The organism is Mycobacteriales bacterium, assembly GCA_030697205.1.
In the GTDB taxonomy this organism is placed as follows: Bacteria; Actinomycetota; Actinomycetes; order Mycobacteriales; family SCTD01; genus JAUYQP01.
In genome coordinates this window covers 94,877-110,995 of record JAUYQP010000010.1, presented here as the reverse complement: position 1 = coordinate 110,995, position 16,119 = coordinate 94,877, and the positions used below count along the sequence as shown (strand labels likewise).

Genomic DNA, 16,119 nt, shown 5'->3' with positions numbered 1-16,119 from the left:
CGGAGGATCGCCTGATGCCACAAGGACAGCCGACCGAGGTCCCCGACGACGGCCTCACCACCCGCCAGCGCCGCAACCGCGCGCTCGTCGTGGTCCACACCGGCGAGATGAAGGGCAAGTCGACCGCGGCCTTCGGGATGGCCCTGCGGGCCTGGAACCAGGGCTGGTCGATCGGTGTGTTCCAGTTCGTCAAGAGCGCGAAGTGGAAGGTCGGCGAGGAGCAGGCCCTGAAGGTCCTCGGCGACAGCGCCGAGGGCGGCACCGTCGCCTGGCACAAGATGGGCGAGGGCTGGTCCTGGACCCGCAAGGCCGGCACCGACGACGACCACGCCGCCAACGCCCTCGAGGGCTGGGAGCAGGTCAAGCGCGACCTCGCCGCGGAGACCTACCGCTTCTACGTCCTCGACGAGTTCACCTACCCCATGACGTGGGGCTGGGTGTCGGTCGACGACGTCGTCGAGACGCTGGCGAGCCGCCCCGGCACGCAGCACGTCGTGATCACCGGCCGCGACGCCGACCCGCGGCTGCTCGAGGTCGCCGACCTCGTCATGGAGACCCGCAAGGTCAAGCACCCGATGGACGCCGGGCAGAAGGGCCAGCGGGGGATCGAGTGGTGAGCGCGCCCCGCCTGGTCCTCGCCGCCCCGTCCTCCGGTGCCGGCAAGACCACCGTCGCCACTGGTCTGATGGCGGCGCTGCGCCGGCGCGGCCTGGCCGTCAGCCCGCACAAGGTCGGCCCCGACTACATCGACCCCGGCTACCACTCGCTCGCGACCGGCCGGCCCGGCCGCAACCTCGACCCGGTGCTCGTCGGCGAGGACCTCGTCGCGCCGCTGTTCCTCCACGGTGCGCGCGACGCCGACGTCGCGGTCGTCGAGGGCGTCATGGGCCTCTTCGACGGGCGCGGTGCGACCGCCTTCGGCTCGACCGCCCACGTCGCGCGGCTGCTCGACGCACCTGTCGTGCTCGTCGTCGACGCGTCGTCGATGTCGCGCTCGGTCGCGGCGCTGGTGCACGGCTTCACGTCGTACGACGACAGCGTCCGCCTCGCGGGCGTCGTCCTCAACCGGGTCGGCTCGGACCGTCACGAGGCGCTGCTGCGCGAGGCGCTCGGCGACGTGCCCGTGCTGGGTGTGCTGCGCCGCGACGCCGGCATCGAGGTGCCGTCGCGCCACCTCGGTCTGGTGCCGGCCGCCGAGCGGTCCGCGGAGGCGCTGGCCGTCGTCGACCGGCTCGCGCTGCTCGCGGAGGCCTCCCTCGACCTCGACGCCCTGCTCGCCGTGGCCCGCTCTGCCGGGCCGCTCGACGCGCTGCCCTGGTCCCCGGATGTGGCGATCACTGACGGGGCGCAGGCGGGCGTGATCGCCACATCCTCCGGAGGATCAGCGCCGACCCGGCCGGTCGTCGCGGTCTTCGGGGGAGCGGCCTTCACGTTCTCCTACGCCGAGACCACCGAGCTGCTCACCGCGGCCGGCGCCGACGTCGTCACCGTCGACCCGCTGCGCGACGCCCATCTGCCCGCCAGCACCCGCGGCCTGGTCATCGGTGGCGGCTTCCCCGAGGTCCACGCGGCGGCGCTGTCGGCCAACGCGACCCTGCGCGCCGACATCGCCGCCCTGGCCACGACCGGCGCGCCGATCGCGGCCGAGTGCGCCGGCCTGCTCTACCTCTGCGAGGAGCTCGACGGGCTGCCGATGTGCGGTGTCGTCGCGGCGACCGCACGCATGACCGACAGCCTCACCCTCGGCTACCGCGAGACGAAGGCCGCCGTCGCGTCGTGGGTCGGCGACCTGCCGGTCACCGGTCACGAGTTCCATCGCACCCAGGTCGACCCGGTCGGTGGCGGAGCGTGGGCCAACGGTGAGGGCTTCGTCGCAGGTGCGGTCCACGCGTCGTACCTCCACCTGCACTGGGCTGGGATCCCGGGCATCGCGACGCGCTTCGTGGAGGCTGCCCGATGCGCCTGACCGGAGTGGGAGTGGGCCCGGGCGACCCGGAGCTCGTGACGGTCAAAGCCGTGCGCGTGCTGCGCGAGGCCGACCTCGTCGTGGTGCCCGTGATGGACGCCGACGAGCAGGGCCGCGCGGAGGCGACCGTCCGGGCCCATGTCGACCACGACCGCATCACCCGGCTGGTCTTCGCCCTCGACGACCGAGGCGGCGCGACCGACACCCGCCGACAGGCCTGGGAGGACGCCGCCGACGCGGTCGCCGACCACCTGCGGTCGACCGGCGGGACGGTGGCCTTCGCGACCATCGGCGACCCGGCCGTCTACTCCACCTTCACCTACCTCGCCGACGCGGTGCGCGAGCGGCTGCCCGAGGTCGAGGTCGACACCGTGCCCGGCATCACCGCGATGCAGGACCTCGCGAGCCGCTCCGGCACCGTGCTGTGCGAGGGCACCGAGTCGCTCGCGCTGCTGCCGCTGACCGCGGGGCTCGAGGCCTTCGAGGAGGCGCTCACCCACTTCGACAGCGTGGTCGCCTACAAGGGCGGTCGCCACGTCGCGAGGCTGCGCGACGTCCTGGCCCGGCACGGCCGACTCGACGACGCGGTCTTCGGCTCGGCCCTCGGCCTGCCCGACCAGCAGGTCGGCCCGCTCGCCGACGCGCCCGCCGAGGCGGCGTACCTCTCGACCGTCATCGTCCCCGCTCGACGCACCACCCGTGGAGGCAAGCTGTGACCGGGCTCGTGAGCTTTGTCGGGGCGGGCCCGGGCGCGGCCGACCTCATCACCCTGCGCGGGGCGCAGCGCATCGCCGAGGCCGACATCGTCATCTGGGCCGCGTCGCTCGTGCACGAGGACGTCCTTCAGCACGCCCGGCCCGACGCGGTGGTCGTCAACTCCGCGGAGCACTCGCTCGAGGGCATCACCGGGCACTACGAGCGGGCCGCGCGCGAGGGCCTGCGGGTCGCGCGCATCCACTCCGGAGACCCGGCGCTGTGGGGCGGTACCCAGGAGCAGAAGGAGCTGTGCGACTCCCTCGGCCTCGCCACCGAGGTCATCCCGGGGGTCAGCAGCTTCTCCGCGGTCGCGGCGCTCGTGCAGCGCGAGCTCACCATCCCCGAGGTCGCGCAGTCGGTCGTGCTCACCCGCCTCGAGGGCGGCAAGACGCCGATGCCGCCGCGAGAGACGGTCCGGGCCTACGCCGAGATCGGCGCGACGATGTGCCTGTTCCTGTCGGCCGCGCGGACCAAGCAGCTGCAGACCGAGCTGCTCGCGGGGTCCTACGACGAGGACACCCCGTGCGTGGTCGCCTATGCCGCGACCTGGCCGGACGAGCTGCTCTTCGAGTGCCGGCTCGGCGAGCTGGCCGACCGCGTGAAGGAGCACAAGCTCTACAAGCACACGCTGGTGCTGGTCGGACCCGCGCTCGCGAGCCAGGGCACGCGGTCGCACCTCTACCACCCGGGTCACTTCCACGAGCACCGCAAGGTGGAGTCGCAGGAGGCGCGGGCCGCGCTGAAGGCCTCGCGATGAGCGAGATCAGGGAGCCGGACCTGCCGCGCACCGCAAAGGTCCGCACCGGCCCGCTGCGGTCGGGCTGGACCACGGGCACCTGCTCCAGCGCCGCGGCGAAGGCCGCCGCGCTGGCGCTGCGCGACCAGGTCGCGGTCGAGCACGTCGACGTCGCGCTGCCGAGCGGTCAGCGGGTCTCCTTCGCCGTCGAGGAGTGCTCGTTCGGCGCCACAGAAGCGACCGCCGTCGTGGTCAAGGACGCCGGCGACGACCCTGACGTCACCCACGGCGCGCACCTCACCGTGACGGTCTCCTGGGCCGACGAGCTGTCCCTGCACGCCGGCACCGGGGTCGGCACCGTCACCAAGCCGGGCCTCGGCCTCGAGGTGGGTGGGCCGGCCATCAACCCGGTGCCGCGCGAGATGATCACGCAGGCCGTCCGGGAGGTCACCGACCGCGGGCTGCGCGTCGAGGTGTCGGTCCCCGACGGCGAGAAGCGCGCGAAGAAGACGACCAACGCACGGCTCGGCATCCTCGGCGGCATCTCCATCCTCGGCACCACCGGCGTCGTGCGTCCGTTCTCCACCGAGTCGTGGCGGGCCTCCGTCGTGCAGGCCGTCGGCGTCATGGCCGCGCAGGGCCTGCCGACGCTGGTGCTCGCGACCGGTGGCCGCACCGAGAAGGGCGCGATGGCGCTGCTGCCCGACCTGCCCGACGTCTGCTTCGTCGAGGTCGGCGACTTCACCGGGGCGGCGCTGCGCCGGGCGGTCGAGCTCGGCCTGTCGCAGGTCGTCTTCGTCGGGATGGTCGGCAAGCTCGCCAAGCTCGCGGGCGGCGTCGTCATGACCCACTACACCCGCTCGAAGGTGCCGCTCGACGTGCTGGCCGACCTCGAGCCGACGACTGCCGCCGCGGTCCGCGAGGCCAACACCGCCCGCCACGCCTACGAGCTGTGGGAGACCGCCGGGGTGCTGCGGGTCGCCGGTGACCGGCTGTGCGAGGCCGTGCAGGACGTGCTGCAGCGCTTCACCGAGGGCGCCCTCACCGCCGAGGTCGCGATGGTGGACTTCACCGGTCGCCGCGTCGTCGCCGCGACCCGAGAGGACTGGGTGACCGCCGCGTGATCACTGTCATCGGCTACGACGGGGAGCTGTCCCCGCGCGCCCTCGACCGGCTCGAGCGGGCCACTCTCGTCGTCGGCGGGCAGCGCCACCTCGACGCGGTGCCGGTGCCCGCCGGGGCGCGCACCGTCGTCATGGGTGACGTCCGGGAGGCCGTGGCCGAGGCGGTCGGTCATGACGGCCCCGTCGTCGTGGTCGCGAGCGGCGACCCCGGCTTCTTCGGCATCGTGCGGCGGCTGCGGTCCGCGGGCGCCACTCCCGAGGTGGTCCCCGCTCTCACGTCCGTCGCCGTGGCCTTCGCCCGCGCGGGCCTGCGCTGGGACGACGCCGAGGTGGTCAGCGCCCACGGCCGCGACCTGCGCCTGGCCGTCAACACCTGCCGCCGCTCGCGCAAGACCGCGGTCCTCACCGCCCCCGGGTCCGGCCCGCGCGAGCTCGGCGAGGCCCTCGCGCAGCGGCCCGACCGGGTGCTGTTCGTCGCGGAGCGGCTCGGCGAGGCCGACGAGCGCACCGGCTGGTTCAGCGCGGAGGAGGCCGCGGCGCGTGACGACTGGCTCGAGCCCAACGTCGTCATCGTCACCGACCCGCTGCACGACGACGAGGCCGACGCCCCCATGCCGTGGCGCCTCGGCGGCCTCGGCGTCCCCGACGGCTGGGCCCTGCCCGAGGACGCCTTCCAGCACCGCGACGGCATGGTCACGAAGTCCGAGGTGCGCGCCCACGTGCTGGCCCGGCTCGCGCCCCGCCCCGGCCTGCTCGTCTGGGACGTCGGTGCCGGCAGCGGTTCGGTCGGCATCGAGTGCGCCCGCTTCGGCGCGGCCGTCGTCGTCGTCGAGCGCTACGAGGAGCAGGCCGCGCGCGCCGAGGTCAACGCGGCGCTCCACGACGTGCCGGTCCAGGTCGTCGTCGGTGTCGCCCCCGAGGTCCTCGCCGTCCTGCCCGACCCTGACGCCGTCTTCGTCGGTGGGGGAGGGCCGGAGGTCGTCGCCGCGGTCGCCGCCCGCCGGCCCCGCCGCGTCGTCGTCGCGGTCGCCGCGCTCGAGCGGGTCGTGCCGACCATCGAGGCGCTCGTCGGCTACGACACCGAGGCCGTGATGCTGCAGGCGCAGCGGCTCGTGCCGCTCGCCGGCGCGCACCGCCTCGCGCCCACCAACCCCGTCTTCGTCGTGTCCGGAGTGCTCACGTGATCGGCCTCGTCACCACCACCGCCGCGGGTCGCAGCGCCGCCCAGCGGCTGGCGGGCGGGCTCGGGCAGACCACGTCGTACGACGTCCGCGAGATCGCCACCGCCTGGCGCGAGTGCGACGCGCTCGTCTGCTTCCTCGCCACCGGCGCGACCGTCCGGCTGCTCGCCCCGCTGCTGGAGGGCAAGGACGTCGACCCCGGAATCGTGTGCGTCGACGAGGCGCTGCGCTTCGCGGTGCCGGTGCTCGGCGGGCACGGCGGCAGGGCCAACGACCTCGCCCACACCGTCTCGCAGCTGCTCGGCACCACGGCCGTCGTCACGACCGCGACCGATGCCGTCGGCCTGCCCGGTCTCGACACCCTCGGCTGGCCGGTCGAGGGCGCGGTCGCGACCGTCAGTCGAGCGATGCTCGACGGGGAGCCGGTGCAGCTCGTCGCCGACGCGACCTGGCCGCTGCCGCCCCTACCCGTCGGTGACGACGGCGAGCACGTCGTGGCGGTCACCGACCGGCTCGTCGCTCTCGACCCCCTGACCGCTGTGCTGCGGCCGCCGTCGCTGGTGCTCGGGATCGGGGCCTCCCGCGGGGTCGGTGCCGACGAGCTCGAGGACCTGGTTGACCGCGCCCTCGCCGACGCCGGCCTGTCCGCCAGCTCGGTCGCGCTGGTCGCGACCGTCGAGGCGAAGGCCGACGAGGCCGGGCTCCTCGAGCTGTGCGCGCGCCGCGGCTGGCAGCTCGTCACCCACCCGGCCGAGCAGCTCGCGACGGTCACGGTCCCCAACCCCAGTGACGAGCCGCTGAAGGTGCTCGGCACCCCGTCGGTCGCCGAGGCCGCCGCGTCGCTGCACGGCGCGCTGGTCGTGGAGAAGCAGAAGTCCGCGATGGGCACGGTCGCAGTGGCGCGACGCGCCCCGCGGGGTCGGCTCGCGCTGGTCGGGCTCGGCCCGGGAGCTCGTGACCTGCTCACCCCGCGGGCCGCCGACGAGCTGCGCCGCGCGTCGGTGTGGGTGGGCCTCGACCAGTACGTCGACCAGGTGCGCGACCTCGCCCGCCCCGGCACCCGGATGCTCGTGACCGGCCTCGGCAAGGAGGAGGAGCGGGCCCACAGCGCCGTCGCCGAGGCCCGGCTCGGCCACGCGGTCGCCCTGATCGGCAGCGGCGACGCCGGGGTCTACGCGATGGCCTCGCCGGCCCTCGAGGTCGCCGACGACACGATCGACGTGGTGGGCGTGCCCGGCGTGACGGCTGCCCTGGCCGCGTCGTCGTTACTCGGCGCACCGCTCGGTCACGACCACGCCTCGGTCAGCCTCTCTGACCTGCACACGCCGTGGGAGGCCATCGAGCGGCGGGTCCGGGCCGTGGCCGAGGGCGACCTCGTCGTCACCTTCTACAACCCGCGCAGCCGGGGTCGCGACTGGCAGCTCGCCAAGGCCGTCGGGATGCTGCTCGAGCACCGACCGGCCAGCACCCCGGTCGGCATCGTCACCAACGCCTCCCGACCCGACGAGACCGTCGTGCTCACGACCCTCGGGGAGCTCGACGTCGAGGACGTCACGATGTACGCCTGCGTCGTCGTCGGGTCGTCGCAGTCGGTCGTCGTCGGCGGCCGCTTCGTCACCCCGCGGGGCTACCGGTGGGCGTGAGCTACCTCGTCACCGACGAGTGCACGGCCTGCGGTGCCTGCCTGCTGACCTGCCCGTCGCATGCGATCGTGCCGTCGCTGCCGTTGCAGGTCCGGGCCGACCGCTGCACCGACTGCGGCGAGTGCGTCGAGGTCTGCCCGCGCGACGCGCTCGTCCGGCTGGTCGGCGCGTGAGCCGGGAGTTCGCCCCCGGCACGGTCGCGCTGGTCGGGGCGGGTCCGGGCGACCCGGGGCTGCTGACGCTGCGCGCCGCCGAGCTGCTCGGGCTCGCCGACGTCGTGCTCACCGACCGGCTCGTCAGCCCCGAGGTGCTGGCCCACGTCCGCGCGGACGCGGAGGTCGTCGACGTCGGCAAGACCTCCTGGACCGGCACCGCGCCGCGGCAGGAGGAGATCAGTGCGCAGCTCGTCGCCCACGCGCAGGCCGGTCGGCGGGTGGTGCGGCTCAAGGGCGGTGACCCCTTCGTCTTCGGCCGCGGGTCGGAGGAGGCCGCCGCGCTCGTCGACGCCGGCGTCGCCTTCGAGGTCGTGCCGGGCATCACGAGCGCCATCGCGGCCCCGGCGTACGCCGGCATCCCGGTCACGGCCAGGGGCACCACGCAGGACGTCTGCGTCGTCACCGGTCACCTCGACCCCGACGACCCGGCGAGCACCGTGCGCTGGCGCGCGCTCGCCACCGGGCCGGGCACTCTGGTCATCCTCATGGGCCACGACCGGCTCGCGCTGATCTGCGCCGGGCTGGTCCGTCACGGCCGCGACCCGCAGACCCCCGCGGCCTGCATAGAGCGCGGCACGACCCCCGACCAGCGGGTCGTCGTCAGCACCCTCGACCAGCTCGCCGCCGACGTCGCCGACGCCGGCCTGAAGGCCCCCGTCGCGACCGTCGTCGGTGAGGTCGTGTCCCTGCGAGAGACCCTGAGGTGGTTCGACTGACCCGCACGATCCATCCCATCGAGGCGGAGTCGATGACGATCCTGCGATCGCGCCTCGACCTGTCCCACCTGCCGCCGCTGCAGCGCGCGGTCGTCGAGCGCGTCGTGCACGCCAGCGCCGACCTCGACTACGCGACCGACCTCGTGCTGCCCGACGAGGCCCTGCTCGAGGCGGCCCGACGAGCCCTGGCCGACGGCGCCCCCGTCGTCGCCGACGTCGAGATGGTCGCCGCCGGCATCACCCGGGTCTCGGCGCTGTGCCGGGTCCGCGAGGCCGCCGCCCGCGACGGGCTGACCCGTTCCGCGGTCGCACTGGAGGAGGCCGCGGCCCTGGCCGGACCGGGCGCGGTCTACGTCGTCGGCTGCGCACCCACCGCGCTGTTCCGGCTGCTGGAGCTCGACGCCGCGCCGGCACTCGTCATCGGCCTGCCGGTCGGCTTCGTCGGGGCCGCGGAGTCGAAGGCGGCGCTGCGCGACAGCGGCCTGCCGGCGGTGTCCAACGTCAGCGAGAAGGGCGGCTCGGCGGTGGCGTCAGCCGCGCTCAACGCCCTGCTCTACGCCGAAGGGCTCTCGTGAGCCGCGCCCTGCTCGTCATCGGCCACGGCACCAAGGACGCCGACGGGGTCGCGCAGTTCGCCGAGCTCGTCGACGTGGTCCGTAAGCGGGCCCCGCACCTCGACATCGAAGGCGGCTTCCTCGAGCTCGCGCCGCCGCCGATCCAGGACGCGGTCGCCCGGCTCGTCGCCGCCGGCCACACCTCGGTCGACGTGGTGCCGCTCGTCCTCGTCGCCGCCGGCCACAGCAAGGGCGACATCCCCGCGGCGCTCGAGCGGGAGAAGCTGCGCCACCCCGGTCTCGCCTTCCGCTACGGCCGCCCCCTCGGCCCGCACCCGCTGTTGCTCGGCGAGCTCGAGGCGCGCCTCGAGGCCGTCGTCGCCCGCGACCTGTGGCCGGCGACCGCGGTCGTGCTCGTCGGCCGCGGCGCCACCGACCCCGACGCCAACGCCGAGGTCGCGAAGACCGCTCGGCTGCTGCTCGAGGGTCGTGGCATCGGCACCGTCGAGACGTCGTTCATCAGCCTCGCCGAGCCGTCGGTGCCTGCCGCGCTCGACCGCTGCGCCGCCCTCGGCTACTCCCGCGTCGTCGTCCTGCCCTACTTCCTGTTCGCGGGGGTGCTGCCCGACCGGATCGTCACCCAGGCGACCGCGTGGGCGGCCGACCGCGACGTCGAGCTGCACTGCGCGGGTCTCATCGGCCCGGGCGCGGCCCTGGCCGAGCTCGTCCTCGAGCGCCACGCCGAGATCGGCGGCGCGGACCTGCGGATGAACTGCGACACCTGCGCCTACCGCGTCGCGCTGCCCGGCTTCGAGGCCAAGGTCGGCCAGCCGCAGACCCCGCACGACCACCCCGACGACCCGGCCCACCCGCACGGCCACGGGACGCACGGCCACGGTCACGGGGACCACCACGGGGACCACGCGCACCCGTGACGGACCTGCGGTTCCACGGCGACGCCGAGCTCGCGCCCGGCCTGCTCGACCTCGCCGTCAACGTGCGCGGCAGCGCCCCGCCGCCGTGGCTGCGCGACGTGCTCGCCCGCTCGCTCGACACCCTCGGCGGCTACCCCGTGCAGGGCGACGCGGTCGCCGCCGTCGCCCGCCGCCACGCCCGCAGCACCGACGACGTGCTGCTCACCGCGGGGGCCGCGGAGGCCTTCGTGCTGCTCGCCCGCGCACTGACCCCGCGCCGCGCCGTCGTCGTCCACCCGGGCTTCACCGAGCCGGAGGCCGCACTGCGCGCCGCGGGTCACGAGGTGGAGCAGGTGGTGCTCGCTGCGCCGTACGACGCCCTGGTCGTCCCCGACGACGCCGACCTCGTGGTGGTCGGCAACCCCACCAACCCGACCGGCCTCGTGCACGACGTCGCGGCGCTGTGCCGGCCGGGGCGCGTCACCGTCGTCGACGAGGCGTTCGCCGACGCGGTGGCGGGGGAGACCGCGTCGGTCGCGGGGCGCGCCGACCTGCCCGGGCTGGTCGTCGTGCGCTCGCTCACCAAGACGTGGGCGCTGGCCGGGCTGCGGGTCGGCTACCTGCTCGCCGACCCCCAGCTCGTCGCGCGGCTGCGCGACGCCCAGCCGCTGTGGCCGGTCAGCACCCCGGCGCTCGCGGCGGTCGTCGCGTGCCTGTCGCCCGCGGCGCTGGCCGAGGCCGACGACGCGGCGCGCGCCACGGCGGAGGAGCGGTGGCGGCTCGAGGGCCTGCTGCGGGGCCTCGGCGTGACGGTGACGGCGGGGTCGGAGGCGCCGTACCTGCTCTGCGAGGTTCCCGGGCACCCCGACGTGCGCGACCGGCTGCGCGACCTCGGCATCGCGGTCCGCCGCGGCGACACCTTCCCGGGACTCGGTCCCGACCACTTCCGGGTGGCCGTGCGGGACCGCGCCGCGAGCGACCGCCTCGTCGCCGCGCTGTGGGCCGTGCTCGCCGCGTTCTGAGCAGCGTTAGAAGAGCTTGTGCACCTCGTGGACGTCGCCGCACGCGACGTCGAGAGCGGCGTGGTGCTTGCGCACCGCGTCCGCGTCGGGGGCGTCGAGCAGGCAGTACACCTTGCCGTCCGCGTTGTGGTAGAGCTCGACCTGGCGGACCCCGAACTCGTCGGTCTCGCCGTTGCTCGCGCCCTTGCCGATCTCCTTGATGACGTCCTCCGGCAGCTTGAGGTCGTCGTGGTAGTCCATGAACGTGGGCATCGGTGCTCCTCGCTTCGATGGTGGCGGCGCGAGTGTGCTCCCGATGGGTGGGCGTGTCCAGAGCCAGGTCAGGACCAGCCGTGGTCCTTGCGCAGCGCGGTCGCGATGCGGTCGAAGCGGCGGCGGTCGAGGACCGCGCCCTCCCGGCGGATGGCGTCCTCGCGCAGCTGCAGGACGCGGTCGAGGCGCACCCAGCTCGGGCGGTCCTCGCCGTCCCACGGCCCCACGCCGAGCGAGAGCCAGCCGCGCTGGCCGTCACGGTCGGAGTTGCTCGACAGCATCAGCCCCAGCAGCGTCGCGCCGTCCCGCCCCACCACGACGACCGGCCGGTCCTTGCCCTTCGACGGGTCCTCCTCGTAGGCGACCCACGTCCAGACGACCTCACCCGGGTCGGCGCGCCCGTCGGGCTGCGGCGCGTAGGACAGCGTCTGGCGGGGACCGCCACGCACCGGCCCGCGTCGCGGCTGGGCAGCGCCCGCCCGGGCCCGCCGGACCTGGCGCAGGACACGCGGAGCCTGTCGGACGGCGACCGCGCCCACCGCGCGTGCGAGCCCTGCCCATCTCATTGCCATGGCGCTGAACGTAGCCGCACTAGGGTCGCCGCATGACGTCGACAGCAGCGCCCAAGGCCCGCATCGACCTGCTCGGCGACGTCGCCGAGCTCGTCCTGTCCGGGCCGCCGTTGAACCTCTTCGACGGCCAGATGATCGCCGACGTCGCGGCTGCGGTGTCGAGCATCGCGGCCACCGGTGCCCGTGCGGTGCTCGTGCGGGCGGAGGGCAAGGTGTTCTGCGCGGGCGTGGACGTCGCGCACTTCCGCGGTCGGGACAACGCCTCGGGTGCCGCCCTCATGCAGAGCTTCCTCGACATCGTCCACGAGCTCGAGGCGCTGCCGCTGCCGACGCTGGCCGTGGTCCACGGCCTCAACCTCACGATCGGCTTCGAGCTGGTCCTCGGCTGCGACCTGCTGTGGGCTGCCGAGGAGGCGAGCATGGGCCTGGTGGAGGCGACCGTCGGGCTCACGCCGGGTGGCGGCGGCACCCAGCGGCTCGTCGCCAGGGCAGGGGTGGCGCGGGCCGCCGAGGCTGTCCTCACCGGGCAGGTCTACTCCGCGACCGAGCTGCAGCAGTGGGGTGTCGTCAACCGCGTCGTCCCCCGTGCAGACCTGCTGGCAGAGGCTCGCGCCCACGCCGCCGCCCTCGCCGCCGGACCGACCTTGGCTGCCGGGTGGGGCAAGCAGATCCTGCTCGCCGCCCGCGACGGGGGAGTGGCTGCCGCCGACGCGATGAGCTCCGAGGTGAGCGGCAGGGTCTTCGAGACCAGCGACCTCGAGGCGGGCATCTCCAGCCTGCTCGCCCACGGTCCGGGCAAGGCCGTCTTCACCGGCGCCTAGTCGCGTGACCCACCGGCGATCAGGGGGGCTGTCAGTCGGCGTCTGACGCGAGCAGCGCCTGGGCGGCCGTGTAGGACGCCATCACCAGGCCCTCGTGCAGCGGGAGGTGCACACCGCCGAACTTCTCCAGCGCCAGCAGGCTGTCCGACGCCATGAACAGCGCGCCGCCCGTTGCCGTGCGGGCATCGCCGCTGTCGAGCGCGGTCAGGGCCATCGCGGCCAGAGCGCCGGAGTAGGCCAGGACCGGCAGCCGGTCGCGACCGGTGCGCGACCAGAGGTAGGCGTTGAGGCCCGCCCAGGCGAGGGCGTAGGGCGCGGCAGCCGCGGGCCGGCGGCGCAGGAGGCCACCGCCGCCGCGCCCGCGGACCGCGGCGATCCAGGCGGCATGACCGACGAGGAACGACGCGAGCCCCGTCGTGAACGCCGCCGGCGAGGAGCCGAGCAGTGCGACGTCGCCACCCCACCCGAGAGCCAGTGCCCGCTGTGACGGGCGGTCGGAGGAGGCCGCGAGCACGGGCATGAGCAGCGGCTTGGTGACCCGCCGCGGGCCGGCGCGACCGGTGGCAGCGAGCAGGGCGTCGGTGACAGCGAGGGCGGCGTAGGTCTTCTTCAGCACCGGCCGCACGCTACTCACCGGTTGACGCCGACGACCCGCCAGCCCGTCGGGGTCGCGTGCAGCTCGGTGGCCGACGACGGCGCGACGTCGACGTCCCAGGTCGCCTGCACCGGTGCGTGCAGCGCGTGGACGACAGCCGCCTTGACCACCGCCGCGTGCGTGACCGCGACCAGCCGGTCGTCGCGGTCGTGCCAGTCCGCGAGCAGTCCGGCCACCCGGTCGTACAGGGCCTGCAGGGTCTCGCCGCCGTGCTCGTCGTAGCCCGGGTCGGCGCGCCAACCAGCGAGGTCCAGCTCGGCCAGGTCCCGTCCGACCCAGGCGCCGAGGTCCCACGGGCGGAGTCGTGCGTCGACGGCGGCCCCGGGCACCGAGCAGCGCCGGGCAGGTGAGGTGACGACCGTCCCGGCGCGGCCCAGGAAGCGCGACCAGTCCGGGAGGACGCCCGTCGCCGGCTCGTCCGCGGGCACCGTCGCGGTCCGGGTCGCGGCGGTCCCCGGGTGGCGGACCAGCAGCAGCCGGGTGGTCAGCCGGCCGCTCGGACGAGCGCGTCGGTCGGGGCGTCCGGCACGCGGGAGGCCCGGGTCGAGAGCAGGCCGAAGGCCGCCCCGAGGGAGGCGTAGAGCAGCGCGAGGACCCCGAGCGACCGGATTCGGAAGTCCCACACCAGCGTCGCGGGGACCTCCACGGCGTCGCCGCTGTCGGGCAGCAGCGCGTAGCCGACCGCGACGACCGCGAGCGACCCCGCGACGACGAGGCTCTGCCGGGCGGCCGCGGGGACACCGCGCCGGTCCAACGCGCGGAGGGCGGCGTAGGCCCCTGCGACCACGACGACGCCGACGGCGACCGCGAGGAGGTACGACGACGTCCGCGTGGTGATCGTCTCGGGGTCCCCGACGCCCGGTGGGTTCGCCGGGTAGCGCAGCTGCGGCACCGCGGCGAGTGCCAGGAAGGCACCGAGGGCGAGCCCCGTGGAGCGGTGCCAGTCGTCGGCGCGTGACGGCAGGACGCGGTAGGCGACCGCGAACAGCAGGCCGAGGGAGAGCCCGACGAGGGCGAAGCCGACGGGCAGGCCGAACAGCTTCTGGACCTCGCGGGACACCGGACCGTCGCCGCCGCCACCCTCGAGGGCGATGGCCCGGTCGAGGACCGGCTCGAGCAGGAAGAACGCGACGACGGAGGTCAGCAGGCCGGCCAGCGCCCCGGAGAGGGCGCCGCGGCCGAGCAGGGCGCCCATCAGTGGCAGGGGAAGCCGAGCATGTGCCGTGCGTCGTGGAACAGCTCGTGCACGGTGGAGTCGCCGAAGGCGGCCTGCGCCAGCGCGGCGACCTGGCCCTGGTCGAACGCGACCGCGAACAGCATCGACGTGGCGCCGAGCAGCGCGAGCAGGGCTGCGGCCGGGGTGCGGGTGCCGTGCAGGCGGGCGGTGAGCTGAGACATCGGGTGTGCTCCTCCCGGGGGTCGTTCGCCCCGTGGGTCGGTTCGCGCCGCTCCGAGTGTCTGGCTCCCGACCCTCGTACGGGTCAGTCACAGTGGCGGGACCGCGCCGGGATCTCACCGGCTTCCTCAGCGAGCGGCGCTGCGGACGACGAGCAAAGCACAACCGCGGCGCCGGGTCACGCAGCGGGTGGGCTGGCCCGGACGGGCTATGGACCACGCCCGGCGACCGGGCCATTGTCCGAAGGGTGTTCGGAGAACCGAAGGTGGGTCGGGTCGCGGCTCGGCGGGCCGCCACGACGAAGGACATCCTCGACGCCGCGTGGCGCCTCGCTGACCGCGACGGGCTCGCCGGCCTGTCCCTGCGCGACGTCGCGGCCGAGGTCGGCATGCAGCCGCCGTCGCTGTACGGCTACGTGAGCTCCAAGGCCGACCTCTACGACCGGATGTTCGCGGCCGCCAACGACGAGCTGCTCGAGCTGCTCACCGACCTGCCGGGCGAGCCCGAGGCGGCGTTCCGCACGGCCAACCAGCTGCTGTTCGACTGGTGCGTCTCACAGCCCGCGAGGTTCGGGTTGCTGTTCCTGCGGACCGTCCCCGGATTCGTCCCCTCGGCGCAGTCCTACGCGAGGGCCGAGGTCCTCTACGAGCGGATGCGCACCGGCCTCGCCGCCCTCGGCGTCACCTCCCAGCGCGACCTCGACCTGTGGAGCGCGCTGCACACCGGGCTGATGAGCCAGCAGATCGCCAACGACCCCGGCGGTCGGCGCTGGCGGGACCTGCTCGACGACGCCCTCACCGACTTCCTGGCTCGGGCACGACCGCCCGCGCCTGCCCCGATGACGAGAGGCTCATCATGACCATCACCGCCCTGGACATCGCGCCGCTCACCCGCGACGAGGCGCTCGCGCTCGCCGAGGAGGCGATCGCGCGCCAGCTCGCCGTCCTCGACGACCTGGCACCGCAGGAGTGGGAGCGGCCCACGGCCTGCCCTGCGTGGACGGTGCGCCAGGTCGTCGTCCACCAGGTCGCCTCCGCCGAGGCGTTCCTCTCCCCGGCGGAGGGCGTCAGGCAGCAGCTCGCCGGCCGCCGGCTCGCGAGGGCCGAGGGGCTGCCTCCGCTCGACGCCTTCATGCAGGCGGGGCAGCGGGCCCGCGACGACTGGGCACCGCAGCAGGCCCGGGACCGTGCAGGCAGCGTCCTGCCGCGCTTCGCTCGCTTCCGGCGGCGCTTCCCCGAGCCGCTGCGGAGCCTGGTGAGGGTGCCGACCAACGACGGCAAGGTCGGCGTCGGCTACTTGTTCGACCGGGTCATCAACCGCGACCTGTGGATGCACCGCGTCGACATCTGCGCCGCCACCGACCGCACGCCGGTCGTCACCGCCGACCACGACGGGCGCCTGGTGCAGGACCTCGTGGCCGAGTGGGCGGACCTGCACGGGCAGCCGTTCGACCTGGAGCTCACCGGGCCGGCCGGTGGTCGCTGGTCGCGGGGCAGCGGTGGGGAGCGGCTGTCGCTCGACGCCGTGGACTTCGCCCGCACCCTGTCCGGGCGCGCCGAGGGCACCGGCCTGCTGCGGACCGCCGTGCTGTTCTAG

21 protein-coding genes and 1 riboswitch are annotated in these 16,119 nt (G+C 74.9%); of the genes, 15 read left to right on the top strand and 6 right to left on the bottom strand.

The features are described from left to right. The first annotated feature begins 14 nt into the window (after positions 1 to 14). From cobO to cobC, 12 genes are read left to right on the top strand one after another with little or no spacing between them, the layout of a single operon-like run. Entirely contained in the window at positions 15 to 617 is a 603-nt protein-coding gene (gene cobO, locus Q8R60_02560; GenBank protein MDP3711353.1) for a cob(I)yrinic acid a,c-diamide adenosyltransferase, read from the top strand. Beyond that, entirely contained in the window at positions 611 to 1,966 is a 1,356-nt protein-coding gene (locus Q8R60_02555; GenBank protein MDP3711352.1) for a cobyrinate a,c-diamide synthase, read from the top strand. Before cobO ends, Q8R60_02555 begins: the two co-directional genes overlap by 7 nt. Beyond that, the gene (gene cobI, locus Q8R60_02550) at positions 1,957 to 2,682 is read left to right on the top strand and encodes a precorrin-2 C(20)-methyltransferase (protein ID MDP3711351.1); all 726 of its coding nucleotides are present in this window, start codon (positions 1,957 to 1,959) and stop codon (positions 2,680 to 2,682) included. The genes Q8R60_02555 and cobI overlap by 10 nt, the downstream gene beginning before the upstream one ends. Continuing rightward, positions 2,679 to 3,479, top strand: coding sequence for a precorrin-4 C(11)-methyltransferase (gene cobM / locus Q8R60_02545; GenBank protein MDP3711350.1), 801 nt, complete (start codon positions 2,679 to 2,681; stop codon positions 3,477 to 3,479). Before cobI ends, cobM begins: the two co-directional genes overlap by 4 nt. Then, positions 3,476 to 4,582 carry a cobalt-precorrin-5B (C(1))-methyltransferase gene (locus tag Q8R60_02540; protein ID MDP3711349.1) on the top strand — a complete coding sequence of 369 codons (1,107 nt, stop codon included), beginning with the start codon at positions 3,476 to 3,478 and terminating at the stop codon, positions 4,580 to 4,582. The genes cobM and Q8R60_02540 overlap by 4 nt, the downstream gene beginning before the upstream one ends. Next, on the top strand, positions 4,579 to 5,766 hold the full coding sequence (cbiE, locus tag Q8R60_02535) for a precorrin-6y C5,15-methyltransferase (decarboxylating) subunit CbiE (protein MDP3711348.1): 1,188 nt from the start codon (positions 4,579 to 4,581) through the stop codon (positions 5,764 to 5,766). The genes Q8R60_02540 and cbiE overlap by 4 nt, the downstream gene beginning before the upstream one ends. Continuing rightward, a complete protein-coding gene (gene cobJ, locus Q8R60_02530; GenBank protein MDP3711347.1) occupies positions 5,763 to 7,406 on the top strand; it encodes a precorrin-3B C(17)-methyltransferase in 1,644 nt (547 codons plus the stop codon). Before cbiE ends, cobJ begins: the two co-directional genes overlap by 4 nt. Beyond that, positions 7,403 to 7,579 (top strand): 4Fe-4S binding protein, encoded by a 177-nt coding sequence (locus tag Q8R60_02525; protein ID MDP3711346.1) that lies wholly within the window; start codon positions 7,403 to 7,405, stop codon positions 7,577 to 7,579. The genes cobJ and Q8R60_02525 overlap by 4 nt, the downstream gene beginning before the upstream one ends. After that, on the top strand, positions 7,576 to 8,337 hold the full coding sequence (gene cobA / locus Q8R60_02520) for a uroporphyrinogen-III C-methyltransferase (GenBank protein ID MDP3711345.1): 762 nt from the start codon (positions 7,576 to 7,578) through the stop codon (positions 8,335 to 8,337). The genes Q8R60_02525 and cobA overlap by 4 nt, the downstream gene beginning before the upstream one ends. After that, the gene (locus Q8R60_02515) at positions 8,325 to 8,912 is read left to right on the top strand and encodes a precorrin-8X methylmutase (GenBank protein MDP3711344.1); all 588 of its coding nucleotides are present in this window, start codon (positions 8,325 to 8,327) and stop codon (positions 8,910 to 8,912) included. Before cobA ends, Q8R60_02515 begins: the two co-directional genes overlap by 13 nt. Beyond that, entirely contained in the window at positions 8,909 to 9,826 is a 918-nt protein-coding gene (locus Q8R60_02510; GenBank protein ID MDP3711343.1) for a sirohydrochlorin chelatase, read from the top strand. Before Q8R60_02515 ends, Q8R60_02510 begins: the two co-directional genes overlap by 4 nt. After that, on the top strand, positions 9,823 to 10,827 hold the full coding sequence (cobC, locus tag Q8R60_02505) for an Rv2231c family pyridoxal phosphate-dependent protein CobC (GenBank protein ID MDP3711342.1): 1,005 nt from the start codon (positions 9,823 to 9,825) through the stop codon (positions 10,825 to 10,827). The genes Q8R60_02510 and cobC overlap by 4 nt, the downstream gene beginning before the upstream one ends. Positions 10,828 to 10,833: 6 nt before the next feature. Here cobC and Q8R60_02500 read toward each other — a convergent pair whose 3' ends face one another. Together Q8R60_02500 and Q8R60_02495 are read right to left on the bottom strand one after the other, a co-directional pair. Then, positions 10,834 to 11,079, bottom strand: a complete 246-nt coding sequence (locus Q8R60_02500) for a DUF4242 domain-containing protein (GenBank protein ID MDP3711341.1) — start codon at positions 11,077 to 11,079, stop codon at positions 10,834 to 10,836. A gap of 68 nt (positions 11,080 to 11,147) precedes the next feature. After that, positions 11,148 to 11,651: a type II toxin-antitoxin system PemK/MazF family toxin gene (locus Q8R60_02495; GenBank protein ID MDP3711340.1), complete on the bottom strand. Its 504-nt coding sequence runs from the start codon at positions 11,649 to 11,651 to the stop codon at positions 11,148 to 11,150. Positions 11,652 to 11,683: 32 nt separating this feature from the next. Between Q8R60_02495 and Q8R60_02490 the strand changes: the two genes are divergently transcribed. Next, a complete protein-coding gene (locus Q8R60_02490; GenBank protein ID MDP3711339.1) occupies positions 11,684 to 12,472 on the top strand; it encodes an enoyl-CoA hydratase/isomerase family protein in 789 nt (262 codons plus the stop codon). 31 nt (positions 12,473 to 12,503) lie between these two features. On the opposite strand, the gene Q8R60_02485 is transcribed toward Q8R60_02490, so the two are convergent. From Q8R60_02485 to Q8R60_02470, 4 genes are read right to left on the bottom strand one after another with little or no spacing between them, the layout of a single operon-like run. Beyond that, the gene (locus Q8R60_02485) at positions 12,504 to 13,088 is read right to left on the bottom strand and encodes a lysoplasmalogenase family protein (GenBank protein ID MDP3711338.1); all 585 of its coding nucleotides are present in this window, start codon (positions 13,086 to 13,088) and stop codon (positions 12,504 to 12,506) included. A gap of 14 nt (positions 13,089 to 13,102) precedes the next feature. Further along, positions 13,103 to 13,555: a phosphoglycerate mutase family protein gene (locus tag Q8R60_02480; GenBank protein ID MDP3711337.1), complete on the bottom strand. Its 453-nt coding sequence runs from the start codon at positions 13,553 to 13,555 to the stop codon at positions 13,103 to 13,105. A 56-nt stretch (positions 13,556 to 13,611) separates the two neighbouring features. After that, complete coding sequence (locus Q8R60_02475) at positions 13,612 to 14,322, bottom strand: CbtA family protein (GenBank protein MDP3711336.1); 711 nt, start codon at positions 14,320 to 14,322, stop codon at positions 13,612 to 13,614. Continuing rightward, entirely contained in the window at positions 14,322 to 14,525 is a 204-nt protein-coding gene (locus Q8R60_02470) for a CbtB-domain containing protein (GenBank protein ID MDP3711335.1), read from the bottom strand. The genes Q8R60_02475 and Q8R60_02470 overlap by 1 nt, the downstream gene beginning before the upstream one ends. A 35-nt stretch (positions 14,526 to 14,560) precedes the next feature. Continuing rightward, a riboswitch (cobalamin riboswitch) is annotated at positions 14,561 to 14,687 on the bottom strand. A gap of 83 nt (positions 14,688 to 14,770) precedes the next feature. Between Q8R60_02470 and Q8R60_02465 the strand changes: the two genes are divergently transcribed. Continuing rightward, the gene (locus tag Q8R60_02465; GenBank protein MDP3711334.1) at positions 14,771 to 15,382 is read left to right on the top strand and encodes a TetR/AcrR family transcriptional regulator; all 612 of its coding nucleotides are present in this window, start codon (positions 14,771 to 14,773) and stop codon (positions 15,380 to 15,382) included. Continuing rightward, on the top strand, positions 15,379 to 16,119 hold the full coding sequence (locus Q8R60_02460) for a maleylpyruvate isomerase family mycothiol-dependent enzyme (protein ID MDP3711333.1): 741 nt from the start codon (positions 15,379 to 15,381) through the stop codon (positions 16,117 to 16,119). Before Q8R60_02465 ends, Q8R60_02460 begins: the two co-directional genes overlap by 4 nt.